At 37.7% G+C, this 14,054-nt stretch carries 14 protein-coding genes; 8 read left to right on the forward strand and 6 right to left on the reverse strand.

The window, feature by feature from the left end:
• The first annotated feature begins 67 nt into the window (after positions 1 to 67).
• The 6 genes from EWU22_RS06120 (at position 68) to EWU22_RS06145 (ending at position 6,505) form a co-directional block, all read left to right on the forward strand.
• The gene (locus EWU22_RS06120; protein ID WP_130924851.1) at positions 68 to 1,039 is read left to right on the forward strand and encodes an outer membrane beta-barrel protein; all 972 of its coding nucleotides are present in this window, start codon (positions 68 to 70) and stop codon (positions 1,037 to 1,039) included.
• Complete coding sequence (locus tag EWU22_RS06125) at positions 1,018 to 1,770, forward strand: DUF6089 family protein (RefSeq protein ID WP_109322452.1); 753 nt, start codon at positions 1,018 to 1,020, stop codon at positions 1,768 to 1,770. The genes EWU22_RS06120 and EWU22_RS06125 overlap by 22 nt, the downstream gene beginning before the upstream one ends.
• Positions 1,771 to 1,850: 80 nt before the next feature.
• Complete coding sequence (locus tag EWU22_RS06130; protein ID WP_109322453.1) at positions 1,851 to 2,600, forward strand: isoprenyl transferase; 750 nt, start codon at positions 1,851 to 1,853, stop codon at positions 2,598 to 2,600.
• A gap of 26 nt (positions 2,601 to 2,626) precedes the next feature.
• Positions 2,627 to 5,290 (forward strand): BamA/OMP85 family outer membrane protein, encoded by a 2,664-nt coding sequence (locus EWU22_RS06135; RefSeq protein WP_231962780.1) that lies wholly within the window; start codon positions 2,627 to 2,629, stop codon positions 5,288 to 5,290.
• Positions 5,291 to 5,307: 17 nt separating this feature from the next.
• Positions 5,308 to 5,883, forward strand: coding sequence for an OmpH family outer membrane protein (locus EWU22_RS06140; RefSeq protein ID WP_130924852.1), 576 nt, complete (start codon positions 5,308 to 5,310; stop codon positions 5,881 to 5,883).
• Between the two features lie 19 nt (positions 5,884 to 5,902).
• Entirely contained in the window at positions 5,903 to 6,505 is a 603-nt protein-coding gene (locus EWU22_RS06145) for an OmpH family outer membrane protein (protein WP_109322455.1), read from the forward strand.
• Between the two features lie 222 nt (positions 6,506 to 6,727).
• Here the strand turns inward: EWU22_RS06145 and EWU22_RS06150 are convergent, their stop codons facing one another.
• From EWU22_RS06150 to EWU22_RS06170, 5 genes are all read right to left on the reverse strand, one after another.
• Positions 6,728 to 8,062 carry a DEAD/DEAH box helicase gene (locus EWU22_RS06150; protein WP_130924853.1) on the reverse strand — a complete coding sequence of 445 codons (1,335 nt, stop codon included), beginning with the start codon at positions 8,060 to 8,062 and terminating at the stop codon, positions 6,728 to 6,730.
• A gap of 89 nt (positions 8,063 to 8,151) precedes the next feature.
• Entirely contained in the window at positions 8,152 to 8,628 is a 477-nt protein-coding gene (locus EWU22_RS06155; RefSeq protein ID WP_130924854.1) for a Dps family protein, read from the reverse strand.
• A 164-nt stretch (positions 8,629 to 8,792) separates the two neighbouring features.
• Positions 8,793 to 9,521, reverse strand: coding sequence for a sulfite exporter TauE/SafE family protein (locus tag EWU22_RS06160; RefSeq protein ID WP_130924855.1), 729 nt, complete (start codon positions 9,519 to 9,521; stop codon positions 8,793 to 8,795).
• 30 nt (positions 9,522 to 9,551) lie between these two features.
• The gene (locus EWU22_RS06165; protein ID WP_130924949.1) at positions 9,552 to 10,196 is read right to left on the reverse strand and encodes a lipoprotein signal peptidase; all 645 of its coding nucleotides are present in this window, start codon (positions 10,194 to 10,196) and stop codon (positions 9,552 to 9,554) included.
• Between the two features lie 2 nt (positions 10,197 to 10,198).
• On the reverse strand, positions 10,199 to 11,371 hold the full coding sequence (locus EWU22_RS06170; protein ID WP_317127103.1) for a proline dehydrogenase family protein: 1,173 nt from the start codon (positions 11,369 to 11,371) through the stop codon (positions 10,199 to 10,201).
• Between the two features lie 140 nt (positions 11,372 to 11,511).
• Between EWU22_RS06170 and EWU22_RS06175 the strand changes: the two genes are divergently transcribed.
• Positions 11,512 to 12,606, forward strand: coding sequence for a chorismate mutase (locus EWU22_RS06175; RefSeq protein ID WP_109322460.1), 1,095 nt, complete (start codon positions 11,512 to 11,514; stop codon positions 12,604 to 12,606).
• Between the two features lie 98 nt (positions 12,607 to 12,704).
• Here EWU22_RS06175 and EWU22_RS06180 read toward each other — a convergent pair whose 3' ends face one another.
• On the reverse strand, positions 12,705 to 13,601 hold the full coding sequence (locus EWU22_RS06180; protein ID WP_130924857.1) for a DMT family transporter: 897 nt from the start codon (positions 13,599 to 13,601) through the stop codon (positions 12,705 to 12,707).
• 76 nt (positions 13,602 to 13,677) lie between these two features.
• Here EWU22_RS06180 and EWU22_RS06185 point away from each other — a divergent pair, with 76 nt between their 5' ends.
• Positions 13,678 to 14,049: a Rid family detoxifying hydrolase gene (locus tag EWU22_RS06185; protein WP_130924858.1), complete on the forward strand. Its 372-nt coding sequence runs from the start codon at positions 13,678 to 13,680 to the stop codon at positions 14,047 to 14,049.
• Positions 14,050 to 14,054 lie beyond the last annotated feature (5 nt).

Genomic DNA, 14,054 nt, shown 5'->3' on the forward strand with positions numbered 1-14,054 from the left:
GTGCCGCCTTATACTACAACATTTGAGGGAGTATCAACGTTTTATGATCTAACCAGCAAAAACATCCATGATCAGACTCTTCAGCTTATGTATTTTGATGACAATATGTGCCTCAGCACCCATGCAGGCTCAATTTTGGTTTTTGGGTCAAAGTGGGAAGAAAGCAGCTCCTAAAAATCCTTTTAAGGCACACTCATCTTTTAGTATTGGAGCTGGTTCATCTACCTATCTAGGGGATATTGCGCCTGCCATGACTTTAATGGATGTGGGAGGGAAGACTTTACGTTGGAATGCTGGAGTGCAATATACGCGTCATTTTAAAAAACATTTGAGCATTCAAGGTAGCTTTACTTACATACGCATAGCCGCGGATGACAATTATTTTGATTCCAAAGGAAGATTTGAGCCTAGTTATGGGAGGAATTTACATTTCCGTACCGATATGCAGGAATTGTCATTGATTGGGATTTATGAAATTCTGGGAAATGAGGAGAATTTACCTAAACGTAGAACCTTGTCGCCTTATGTCTATTTAGGACTTTCAGGAGTATATTTCAATCCTCAGGCTAGAGCAAAAGCCATATACGATATTGATCCATTAAGTACAGTTCCTCCTGTTCAACAAGGTTGGATTGATTTGAAAGACATTAAAACTGAAGATGTAGATTATTCTAAAATTACAGGTGCGGTACCTTTTGGTTTTGGCTTGAGATATAAATTAAATAAGTCTTTTGATATTGGATTTGAATTCGGATATAGAATCGCTTTTTCTGATTACTTAGATGATGTTTCAGATAATAGACAGCCTTTTCCTCCACCAAATACAATTGTTAATTCATTGTATACTTATCGTTCTTCAGAATGGTATGCTGCCAATACTTTAACTGATAGAAAACCTTATTTAATGCAGGTGGCACAAGGTAATACCTCTGGTAATCCTCCCTTGATAGCCAAAGGTTCCGATCAGTATTTTACTACCCAAATTCGCTTGATTTACCACTTAAAAAATAAGATTGATTGTCCTCCACTACCACGATAATACCCACTAACCTCGTTAAGGCCAGTTTACTGTGTCTTCTTGTCATCTTTTTAGCTAAATCTACGGACTTACAAGCACAAAGGTGGACTTGGGGAGCGGGCTTTGGTGCAACAGTCTATAAAGGGGAATTGGCAGATTGGGGATATCGACCAAGTGCTGCGGAGTTAAAAGAAACCTTGCCTGCAATTCACCTGTTTGTTTCATATCAAGAACGACATGCCTTTACCTATCGTTTTCAAATGATGCTGAGTCGAATTCAGGGCAATATAGCTAACCGACCTAGTACATTATTTCCAGTTGGAACTCCGCCTACCGTCATTACACCCAATGGTAAAGTAGTGGATGCGTCTATTTTTGCTACGTCGATTACTGAATTTTCGGGAATAGTAGATTATAATTTTTTGGACTACGAAGTTGACCCAAGACATGTCAATTGGACCCCTTATTTCTTTGGAGGATTGGGAGCAGTTTTTGCCAGTCCAGATAAAATCGATGCATTTTTGACTCCGGCAATACCCTATGGAATTGGAGTTAAATTTCAGATCAATAAGAATTGGGGTATTCGCGGAGAAATAGGAAGCAGAAAAGTATTTAGCGATAAACTAGACCAAGTTGCGTCTTATGATGGGAATATGGACAGCTTTACCCTGAATGGGGGAGATCAGTATTTGCATCTAGGTTTTTCGGTCACTTATACCATTCAATCGATCTTTTGTCCCAAAGTTTACTGATTAGTCCTAGTATTTTGAATAGGTGTTCAAATTAGCTATCTTTACCACTTTGTTTTATTCGATTAATTATTGCCCTATTTGTGAAAGAATCTATTGACCTTAACAATCTTCCTGCCCATATTTCCGTTATCATGGACGGTAATGGTCGTTGGGCGAAACAGAAGGGTTTCACAGATCGAATTTTTGGTCATCGAAATGCTATTCAAGCAGTTAGGGAGACCATTGAAGGATGTGGAGAGTTAGGAGTCAAGTATTTGACTTTGTATGCTTTCTCCACGGAAAACTGGAATAGACCTAAAGCTGAAGTAATGGCTTTAATGAGCTTGTTGGTAAGTACCATTAATGAGGAATTACCTACCATGATGAAGAATCAGGTTCGTTTAAAAGCCATCGGAAATATTGAATCTTTGCCTGATAAATCACAGAGGGAATTGTTGGCTGCGATGAATAAAACGGCGAATAATACAGGCTTAACATTGGTATTAGCTTTGTCATATTCAGGAAAGTGGGATTTGGTACAAGCAGCTAAAAAGCTGGCTGAGAAAGTTGAAAAAGGGGAATTAAAGGCTAGTGATATTGATGATTCCATGATGGATAATCATTTGTCGACCGCAGGAATGCCTGATCCTGATTTAATGATCAGAACTGGTGGAGATCACCGAATTAGTAATTTTATGCTGTGGCAATTGGCATATGCCGAATTGTATATTTTTGAAGATTTATTTTGGCCTGATTTTAGAAAAGTACATTTATATCAGGCTATTGTTGATTTCCAAATGCGTGAAAGACGATTTGGAAAAACGAGTGAACAAGTTAAAAGTGAAGGCTAAGGCTTCGTATGGAAAAAAGATATTTAATGAATCGAGTTAACGCGTGCCAATTACAATGGAAATCATTGGGCTTGTTTTTCAGTTTGATGATTTTTGTGAGTCAAGGCTTATTAGCTCAAGGCTTAGGTGGACGCCTATTCTCCACTACACCTAGTAGCGCCGAACCTAGTTTTTCTTATTCAGTACCTCAGGAATACACCATTGGAGGAATTTCAATTTCAGGCTCGCAATTTTATGATGGTAATTCCATGGTGAATATTTCGGGTTTGCAGGTTGGAGATAAAATCAAAGTTCCAGGAGATGCCATTGCCTCTGCCATCAAAAAAATCATGGATCAAGGTATTTTGGAAGATGTCGAAATATATGCTGAAAAAGTAGAAGGAGATAAAATTTGGTTACGTATTCAGTTGAAAGAAAGACCTCGTTTGTTTGCCATTACTTACAGTGGGATTAGAAAAGGAGAAAGGGAGACATTAAACGAAAAAGTAAAAGCATATAAAGGGAAAATCATTACGGAAACACTTCGTAAAAATCTTGAATTGGTTATTCGTAAATACTACCAAGAAAAAGGTCGTTTGAATATTACGACTAAATCTGTGGTGAAAACAGATACAACTAAAGGGAATAACGCAACCCTGATTGTTACTGTCGATAAAGGTGATAAGGTAAAAGTAAATAAAATTATTCTTGATGGAATTGAACCAGCTCAGCGTTCACTTATTTTGAGAAAAATTAAGAATACCAAGCAAGTACGTTTTGGTCGAATTTTCAAGCCTTCCAAATTTGTTCCTAAGAAATGGGATGAAGATAAGGAGAAGCTTTTGGCTGCGATGAATAAAATGGGTTTCCGCGACTTTCAATTGATTTCTGATTCGGTATATCGCCACGATAATTCATCGGTAAACTTGAAAGTTAAATTAGTTCAGGGCCGCAAATATTATTACCGTAACATCTTTTTTGATGGGAATTACATCTATCCAGATTCGGTGTTGAAGGATGTCTTGGGAGTTAAGAAAGGGGATGTGTACAATACAGAAGAGTTGGATAAGAAAATGGGTGGAAATCCAGGGGAAGATTTGAGTTCGGTTTATATGGACAACGGTTATTTGTATTACAATGCCGAACCAGTAGAAACAGCCATCGTTGGAGATTCCATCGACTTGACTATCCGTATTTCAGAAGGAAAACAAGCCACGATCAATAAGGTTATTTTGAATGGTAATACAAAGACTTCTGACCACGTAGTTATGCGTGAGATTCGTACTTTACCAGGACAAAAATTTAATAAGTCAGCCATCATTCGTACGGTTCGTGAGTTATCTCAAATTGGCTATTTTAACCCAGAAAAAATCAGCCCGAATCCTCAACCTAGAGCCGATGGAACAGTTGATATTGAGTACAACGTAGAAGAAAAACCTTCTGACCAAATTGAATTATCTGGTGGTTGGGGAGGTTATGTCGGCTTTGTTGGAACCCTTGGTGTGGTTTTTAATAATTTCTCGGCTAAAAACTTGACTAATTGGGCAGCTTGGCGCCCATTACCAGCAGGAGATGGTCAGAAATTAGCAGTTCGTTTTCAAGCCAATGGAGCGGCATTCCAAAATTACAGTTTGACATTCACAGAACCTTGGTTAGGAGGTAAAAAGCCTAATTCATTCTCTATTGCATTGAATCGTAGTATATCTTATCCATACCAATTTAGAACAACAGGTTATGGCGGTGGCTACGGAAGTGGATTAGGCGGAGGCTATGGTGGCGGCGGTTATGGTGGCTATGGCGGTTACGGTGGATATGGTGGTTATGGAGGCTATGGTGGAGCTTATGGCGGTTATCAAAGTTATTCTGTACCTGATTCATTGTTAACGGCTCACTTTAACGTGAACAGTATTACTTTCAGTTTAGGAAAACGTTTGAAATGGCCAGATGATTATTTCTCATTAAGTCATTCATTATCCTTTTCTCAATATGATGTAGATCGTTACTATACTTGGGCATACCCGCAGGGTATTTCTACTTCGGTGACTTTCATGACGAACTTCTCAAGAAATAGTATTGACAACCCTACATTTGCGAGGTCGGGTTCAAGTTTCTCGATGACAGCGTCATTAACCCCACCTTATTCTTTATTGGGGGGTAATAAAACGGGCCAACTTATTGAGTACCATAAATGGATGTTAGATGCTAGCTGGTTTAGTCCTTTGGCAGGTAAATTTGTCTTGCATACGCGAGCACACTTAGGATTCTTAGGGTCTTATGGAGGAAAAGAAACTACTCGTTTTGAGCGTTTTGATTTAGGAGGCTCAGGTATGGTGCAAGGCTTCTCTTTCAACCGTGATATCGTTGGATTGAGAGGTTATAAAGATCGTGTTATTGGGCCATCTGGATCTTATGGAAATGGTGGAGTTGCCTATAATAAATTTGTGATGGAAGTACGTTATCCAGTATCCTTAAATCCTTCAGCGACCATTTTTGTATTGGGTTTTGCAGAAGGAGGTAACAACTTCTCTTCTTTATCAGATTATAATCCATTTAATTTATATAAGTCGGCTGGATTTGGTGCGCGTATATTTATGCCAGCCTTTGGTATGATTGGTATAGATTATGGTTTTGGATTTGATAAACCTAGACCAGGTGATTCTGATTTTGGACGTCAGGCCTTTACGTTCTCTATCGGTCAACAGATTAGATAGTGATTTAGCAGCATACAATGAAAAAGTCGATTTTTTTCTTAATTTTGATGCTTACGGTGCTAGGACAAAGGTCTTTTGCCCAAAAATTTGGATACATTGATACCGAGTTCATTACGTCTAAAATGCCTGAGTACAAACAAGTTCAAGGCAAGATAGATCAAATGACCAAACAGTGGATTCAGGAGATTTCAAGTAAAAATGAGGAAGTAGCTAAGTTAGAGAGAGAATATAAATTAGAAGAATTATTGTTGACCGAAGACTTGCGTCAACAAAGATTAAGTATCATTCGTCAAAAGGACAATGAAGCCAGGTCATTTCAAAATAAAATTTTTGGGGCTGAAGGCGAATTGTTTAAGTTCAAACAAGCCGCATTGAAACCCGTATTGGATGAAGTTTCCAAGGCGGTGGAGAAAGTTGTTCGCCAAAAGCGACTTGATTTCTTATTTGATAAAGCAAATGATGGGTTGGCCATGATTTATACCAATCCAGTACACGACTATTCTGATTATGTATTGGAAGAATTGGGATTGGAATTAGATCCGAATTTGGTCGATAAAGCAACTGATAAAAGTAAACCAGTAAAAGAAAATTAATAATCAATTAAACTCACGTATGAAAACCAAATTTTTATTGGCCATGGGCCTAGTGTTCGGAATGGCTGTAATGCCTCTTAAGGCGCAGATTAAGATCGGATTTATTAATGCAGATTACATATTAAGTCAAATGCCTGAAGCTAAACAAGTGGAAGAGGATTTGAAAAATACGCAGAAGCAATACGAGACATTGTATCAAGGAAAGGTAAAAGACTTTCAAGATAAATTAGCTGTATTTGAGAAATTGCCAGCTAGTACAGCTGATATTATTAAGCAAGATAGAGAGAAGGAATTGCAGAATTTACAGACTTCAATCCAGGAGTTTCAACAAAATTCTCAGTCTTCTTTGCAAAAGAAACAAGCTCAATTGTTACAACCTTTGTTGAAGAAAATTGAAGAAAACATGCATGCAGTAGCTAATGAAAACGCTTATACTTATGTTTTCAATTATGACGCAGGTATGGGAACAGCTCCAATTTTGCTACACTATCCAGCTGATGCTAGCATCTCTGATTTAGTGTTGAAGAAAATGGGTATTACTCCTAAGCCAGTAACGGCTACTCCAGCTGCTGCGACTACTACTCCAGCAACTAAAACAGCTACTCCAGCAACAAAGAAATAAGATAATTTCTACCATAAAAAAGGGTGCAAGATCAAACTTGCACCCTTTTTTTATGCCCAAGTAGTTGATAAAAATGAATTAAGAAGCATTTTATCAATTAATTTGAGGGATTAGTTGGTAGATTTGTCAGCTACGAGATTTGTCAACTTTTTAAAAGTTGACAAATCTAAGAATAGTGAATCAAGAATCAACCAACAACCACTAATCCCCAATCACTAACACCTAAGCCTTTCCGCCCTGGTATTTATTCTTTTTCCATCCTGTGTAAGGTGTATTCTTTTTAGGCGCTGATGCGCCTGAGGTATTTGCACCTGCAGGCGCACCTGTGCGTGGAGTACCACTGTTCCTGTGGGAAGAGGTAGTTCCTGCCGCTCTAGGTGGACGCTGTGGCTTGGCAGCTTTTTTAGCTATGGTATGATTCATTAATGGATAAGGATGGTCCTCGATGACCAGGATTTGCTTACCAATTAATTTTTGAATATCCCTTAAGTATTCTTTCTCCTCTGCCTCACAGAAGCCAATAGCTATACCACTAGCACCTGCACGTCCCGTACGTCCAATTCGGTGAACATAGGATTCCGGAATATTAGGTAACTCATAATTGATGACGTGTGTCAATTCATCAATATCGATACCACGAGCGGCAATATCTGTTGCTACAAGTACCCGCGTTAATTTCGATTTGAAATTATTCAAGGCCGTTTGTCTTGCATTTTGCGACTTATTTCCATGAATGGCCTGTGAATTGACACCTGCCTTAGTTAAATCTTTCGCTACACGATCAGCACCATGCTTGGTTCTAGTGAAAACCAGAGCTCTTTCAATCGATTTGTCTTTTAGAATATCAATCAACAATTTGCGCTTGTTATCCTTATCGACAAAATAGACCACTTGATTGATGGTATTTGCTGTAGATGATACAGGCGTAACTTCCACTTTGGAAGGATTAACCAATATACTATTGGCTAATTCTACAATAGCAGGAGGCATTGTTGCTGAAAAGAATAAAGATTGTCTTCGTTGGGGTAATCGAGCAATGACTTTCTTAACATCATGTACAAAGCCCATGTCCAACATACGATCAGCTTCATCCAAAACAAAGAATTGAATATTTTGAAGACTGATAATCTTTTGATTCATCAAATCCAATAAACGACCTGGAGTAGCCACTAATATGTCTACACCAGCCCGTAAAGACTCTACTTGACTATGTTGACTTACTCCCCCAAATATAACTTTATATCGTAAATTGGTGTTTCTTCCATAACTCTCAAAACTTTCACCTATTTGAATGGCTAATTCCCGAGTAGGAGTTAATATTAGACTTCTAATGAGTCTTTTTCCTGCGGGTAAATGCTTGTCTTGTGTTAGTAGTTGAATAATGGGAATAGCAAATGCAGCTGTTTTACCTGTACCTGTTTGTGCGCAACCCAATAAGTCCTTTCTGTCTAAAACCAAAGGAATGGCTTGAGCTTGAATAGGAGTTGGAGTAGTGTAACCTTCTGATTGTAAAGCCTTCAGAATAGGCTCAATTAACTTTAATTTTTCAAATGACATATTGCCTTTTTGTTTATCGACCGGATTGTTTTGATTTCTTGATCACCGGTCGGACGAAAAGGAACTCGTTGTCTAAAATGATAGACGTATTATTTTTTAAGAAATGCAGCAAACATCCAAATTAACTTCTCTTGCTCACGAATGTAATCGCTCATTAGGGCATTTGTCCCTTCATCTTGGGCATCTGAAGCCAAATTCAACAATTCTCTTTCAAGCAAAATAAGTGCTTGAAAACCATGTAGTATATGGCCCAATGCTTCTTTTCCATCAGATACATGCTTCACTTCCTTGATGGTTGCATTAGCTACATAATCCGTGAAAGAATGCAATGGCGTATGACCTAAAGTTAGAATTCGCTCAGCAATTTCATCTATTTTCAATAATGCATCATTGTAAATTTCTTCAAATTTCAAATGTAATTCGAAGAACTTTTCACCAGCAATATTCCAGTGAAATCCCCTTGCATTGATATAAAGTATTTGATAATCTGCCAGAAGGATGTTCAATTTAGCTGCTAGTTCTTCTGATTTTTGACTGTCTAGTCCAATGAGATTCGTGTTAGCCATAGTGATGAAAATGAATGTTACGCTACTAGTTTAAACGGCAAGTCCTGTAAATTGGTTCAATGGACAGGATATAGCTCGCCTAATTTTCTGCAATTTCGGCATAATTCAGCTAGAAATACATTATTTACCAAAAAATGTCGGGAATCAGCGAGAATTCAACCTAATTAATCTTGAAAATAATGTATTGTTTGAATGATTGTTGTGATGATAATGACCGATAAAACAATGTAGCGAAAAGTATTTTCAGAAATTTTAGTCAAGATAATCTTTCCTAAATAGGTGCCTACAATACTGATAATAATCAAAAAGGGGATGAGAATAATATGTTCTCGATGAAAGTATCCTTGGGAAATATATACCACTGCTCGACTCAAGTCGACCCCAAAATCGATGACAGCAGAAGTCGCAATAAATACATCTTTTTCTAATTGAAAAGCGGCTAAAGTAATTCCTCGAATAGCCCCACCAGTACCTATTAACCCAGCTAAAAAGCCAGATATAGCTCCACCAGTATATAAATTCTGATTATTCTTTTGGATTCTGCGGTGAGCTCCAGACATCAAATAAATAGATAAAGCTAGAATGATGATGTTCATACTAAGTTCAATCTTTTTTTGTGGAATATAATTAGTTAATAATGCTCCCAATATGACAAATAGAACAGCCGGAATACCTAATTTGAAGACAATATTTTTGTCTATCCCTTTTCTAAATAAAAGAATTTTGGAAGTATTGCTAAATACGTGAAATACGGCAGTAACGCCTAAAACGATTTTAAAGTCTAAAATTAAGGACGCTAGCGGGACGAATAAAATGGAAGAACCAAAGCCACTGACTGTTCCGATAATTTCGGCTAAAAGGGCTAGAAAAAAGAAGAGGGTATAGGTTTCCATTCCTTGAATATACCAAATCCACCTTAGATTCTAAAGCATAGTATCTTCGTGTTCTTTCAATTCGGCAGATTCAGATGATATGTCATGATTTTCTTTCACCTGATGTTTTTCTAAGAATGAATTTTGAAAAAAAAGAAAAATGACCACACCGCAAAAAATAGATGCATCGGCAAAATTAAAGATAGGAGTGGAGTAATAACTGCCTCCCCAAATTGGGATCCAATTAGGTAAAATACCTTCCCAGATATCAAAGAAAAACATATCAATTACTTGTCCGTGAAACCAAGTCATCGGAGCATTGGCAGGAGCATTATTAAACCAAACTCCGTAAAATATAGAATCAATTAAATTTCCAATGGCCCCACCTAAAATCAAGCCCATACACACTAGTAAACCAGCATGCATTTTTTTCTTGGTGAAACTGTAGAGGTAATAACCAATTCCAAACATCGCTATGATACGAAAACTGGTAAGCATGAGTTTGCCGTAAATAGTACCGAGTTGAATCCCAAATGCCATTCCTGGGTTTAGCGTGTAATGTAATTTGAAATAACTGCCTAAGACTTCAATTTGACCAAAATAGCCAGGCTCCATGAAAAAATGTACCGATAATTTAATGGCTTGATCGATCAATATAATAGCAATGCTGACTAAAAAATAGCGGTAATTTTTCAACTTCATAGGTTTTTTCTTCGGCTCACTTCTTTTTGTAAAAGGGCAAATTCTCTCGATGTTTGGCCCGCAATGGAACTGTTTTCTTCAGCTCGGCGAAATAAATAAGGCATAACGGAAGAAACTGGACCATATGGTACATATTTGGCTACGTTATATCCTGAAGACGCTAAATTATAAGATATATTATCTGACATGCCCAATAATTGTGCAAAGTAGATATGTGGATGATTTTGTGAAATTCCTTTTTCTTCCATCCATTGACAAAGCAATTGACAACTTTGCTCATTGTGTGTTCCTACACAGAAATGAACTTGTTCCAAATGATCTAAACAGGCTTGAATTCCTAAGTTAAAATCACGGTCAGTTGCTTCTTTTTCTTTATGTAAAGGCTCAGAATATTCATCCTCATGGGCTCTCAAACGCTCTTTTTCTAAATAGGCTCCCCGAACTAATTTAACTCCCAAGAAATAGGATTGATCTATTGCTACCTGAATGGCATGATGTAAATTCTCCAACATATCTACCCGATACATTTGGAATGTATTGAAAATAATGGCTGTCTTTTGATTGTAGCGCTGCATCATTTCATAACACAATTCATCAATCGTATTTTGAATCCAGCTCTCCTCAGCATCAATGAATAGCCTAACTTGTTGATTGTATGCCTCTTGGCAAATTTCGATGAGATATTCCTTGCTTTTTAGGAAGTCAATTTCTTCCTCTTCTGTTAGTCCTTTTTCTGTTTGGTATTTTTCTAATAGCTCGCTATTGAAAATCCCTGTCATTTTGAAAACAGCATAGGGTATTGCGCTACTCTCATGTGACTGGACAATAGTTTTAAGGATTTCATTCTTAGTTAATTGGAAAGATTTGTCGTTTTCTTCCCCCTCAACCGAATAATCAAGGATTGTGCCGATATGAGCTTTATCCAGTTCTTGGATGGTTGTTTGGCATTCCTGTATCGACTCTCCTCCACAAAATTGGCCAAAAAGAGTAGTTTTTATTATTTTTTTAACAGGTAAATGCAAGAAAAGGAATAATTTGATGAAAAAAGTCCCTAACTTTACAAGCCAATTTTGGTTCATTATCGCAAATATCCAATAGGACTTGCGGAGTTGAAAATCGCTTTTAGAAGCAAAGGCGATTTGGGTGTCCTCAAAAGATAGCTTTTTCAACTTTTTCGAAGATGTTTGGTGGGTCATTTTTTTTAAATTGCCTGCAAATATAAGTGAATAAATTTTAACCGAATCTGTAACACAAGAATATTAATATTAAAACAGTTTTGAGCTTAGGCTCTTTTAATCTATCCAAATTTATGAATGCCAATTTAGAAGTAGTGCCGATGCAAGAATGGATTCAGACAGATGGCAAGCCGCTTATCATAGCGGGACCTTGTTCTGCTGAAACTGAGGATCAAGTATTAGAGACAGCCCGTCGTATCAAAGCGGAAGGCTATGCGCATATTATGCGTGCTGGTGTTTGGAAACCTCGTACTCGTCCAGGAAGCTTTGAAGGCATGGGAGAGCCAGCTTTAAAGTGGTTGGTTGAAGCAAAGAAAGAAACAGGTTTACCATTGGCTATTGAAGTAGCCACTCCTGAGCATATCGAATTAGCTTTGAAATATGGCGTCGATGTTTTGTGGATTGGTGCTCGTACTACCGTTAATCCATTTAACGTACAAGATTTAGCCGATGCATTAAAAGGAGTTGATATCCCCGTATTGGTAAAAAACCCTGTTAACCCAGATTTAGCTCTTTGGGTAGGTGCATTCGAACGTTTACAAGGTTCTGGAATTAAGAAATTAGGTGCTATTCACCGTGGTTTTTCTAATGCTCAAGAAACGAAATACCGTAATTCACCTATGTGGGCTATGGCTGTTGAATTGAAGCGTTTATTCCCTCAAATGCCAATTATCGGAGATCCATCTCACATGGCTGGTAAGCGTGCGTTGTTGATGGAGTTATCTCAACGTATCTTGGATTTGAATTATGACGGTATGATCATTGAAACGCACCGTGATCCAGATGCTGCTTGGTCAGATGCTTCACAACAAGTTACTCCAGAGAAATTAGGAGAGATGTTGCGCGAATTAGAAGTTAGAAAAGCGAATTATGGTGCAGATTTCTCAGATGAATTAGCTGCGTTGCGTGAGAAAATTGATAATATCGACCGTGAATTGTTAGAAGTATTAACAGCTCGTATGGCAGTTGTTGAGAAATTAGGAGAATATAAGCGTGATAACAATGTTGCTGTATTGCAATTAGATCGTTGGAAGCAATTACACGGAGATCGTGCTAATCAAGCTAAAGGCTTAGGTTTATATCCTGAGTTTGTAGAAGAATTATTCAAATTGGTTCACTTAGAATCTATCCGTAAACAAACGGAAGTAATGAATTCAGCTACAGCTTAATTCATACTTTGATTTGAAAGCTCAAAAGGCCAGCAAATAATTTCATTTGCTGGCCTTTTTTCGTTTACCTCGATAGCATTACAAACGAATTCAAGGTTTTATTTTTTGGAGATTTGGTAGCTTCCCACAATGACTAAAGCCATTCCAATCATCACAACCATGTCTGGCAGGCCATGGCCTAAGATGATTTCTATTAAGATAGAAAACAAGACGGCACTATTTCCCACAGCACCTACAATACTCGTTTTCTCAAATCGCAAAGCTTGGGTCGTGAAACTTTGAACACCCAAGGCTAAAAGTCCCATGATGATAATCTCGATGTATTGAGTTCCTTGAGGGCTAACCCATTGGCCAGACCAAAAACTATTAGGCAAATTTCCCCAAGTTCCTAAGATTAAAGAGATACAAGATGCCATAAAACCTGCCGCCATGAAGGAAAATATAACCCAGCGAGAATCATAATATTTCTGAGCTTCCTTTATTGCCATGTAACCTAATGCGGTACCCATAGCATATAATAATCCGACTGAATGGTTTTGCCAATGTTTGTCGGCTGAAGGTCGAAAGATCAATAGAATACCCATGAAGCCCATCAAGAGATATAAGACTTGTTTGCTTTTTAAACTTTCTGTAGGGATCCAAATAAAGGTAAATATGGCAATGAAAAGAGGAAATGCTTGTCCGTACGTATTCGTTAACGACAATCCAAGGTGTTCTAATGCATAAAACAAACAATACAAGGTAAAAGCCCCCAATAAACCTCGGAATATTAGGAATCCTAATTTTCCACCTGTTTGTAGCGCAGGTTTTTGCCAAAGGCTTAGTATTAAAAAAGGTAAGCCAACGGCATTTCGAAATAAAACCAGTTCGACGGAAGGGAAAAATTTACTCATCCTTTGGGCCATGGCCGACATCATGGCAAAGCACAAAGAGGATAAAAGCATGTAGCCAATTCCTTTGTTTTTGCTAATAAATGGATGGATTTTTGAAAGCATATTTTAGGGAGAAAGCTCGTCTTAGATTCAGTAAATCCTTATTTTTTTGGTAACTTGCATTTCTTTTTTCAAAGGTATGACAAAAAAAATAATTTTATCGGAATCAGCTCCAGCAGCAATTGGCCCCTATTCTCAAGCGGTTGCCATTCATGGAGCCTTATATGTTTCAGGTCAAATTGCTATTTCAGTATTGGAAGCTGGAGGAGATATTGAAGAAGAAACCCATCAAGTATTAAAAAACCTGGGTTATATTTTGAAAGAGGCTGGTTATGACTATCAAGATGTAGTTAAATGTTCCATTTTTGTTAAAGACATGAATCATTTTGCTCAGATTAATCAGGTGTATGCCCAGTATTTTTCTATTAATCCGCCCGCAAGAGAAACGGTGGAGGTAGCTCGTTTACCCAAAGATGTTCGTGTAGAAATTTCTTGTATTGCCCATAAATAAATTCA

Source organism: Aquirufa nivalisilvae (assembly GCF_004307455.1).
Lineage (GTDB): Bacteria > Bacteroidota > Bacteroidia > Cytophagales > Spirosomataceae > Aquirufa > Aquirufa nivalisilvae.

What these genes read in the sequence shown, in the direction of transcription:
- EWU22_RS06145 (WP_109322455.1), top strand. Translation starts at nt 5,903, where the DNA reads ATGAAAACCAAATTTTTATTGGCCATGGGCCTAGTGTTCGGAATGGCT.
- EWU22_RS06160 (WP_130924855.1), bottom strand. Translation starts at nt 9,521, where the DNA reads ATGGAAACCTATACCCTCTTCTTTTTTCTAGCCCTTTTAGCCGAAATT.
- EWU22_RS06150 (WP_130924853.1), bottom strand. Translation starts at nt 8,062, where the DNA reads ATGTCATTTGAAAAATTAAAGTTAATTGAGCCTATTCTGAAGGCTTTA.
- EWU22_RS06140 (WP_130924852.1), top strand. Translation starts at nt 5,308, where the DNA reads ATGAAAAAGTCGATTTTTTTCTTAATTTTGATGCTTACGGTGCTAGGA.
- EWU22_RS06180 (WP_130924857.1), bottom strand. Translation starts at nt 13,601, where the DNA reads ATGCTTTCAAAAATCCATCCATTTATTAGCAAAAACAAAGGAATTGGC.
- EWU22_RS06120 (WP_130924851.1), top strand. Translation starts at nt 68, where the DNA reads ATGATCAGACTCTTCAGCTTATGTATTTTGATGACAATATGTGCCTCA.
- EWU22_RS06155 (WP_130924854.1), bottom strand. Translation starts at nt 8,628, where the DNA reads ATGGCTAACACGAATCTCATTGGACTAGACAGTCAAAAATCAGAAGAA.
- EWU22_RS06135 (WP_231962780.1), top strand. Translation starts at nt 2,627, where the DNA reads ATGAATCGAGTTAACGCGTGCCAATTACAATGGAAATCATTGGGCTTG.
- EWU22_RS06185 (WP_130924858.1), top strand. Translation starts at nt 13,678, where the DNA reads ATGACAAAAAAAATAATTTTATCGGAATCAGCTCCAGCAGCAATTGGC.
- EWU22_RS06175 (WP_109322460.1), top strand. Translation starts at nt 11,512, where the DNA reads ATGAATGCCAATTTAGAAGTAGTGCCGATGCAAGAATGGATTCAGACA.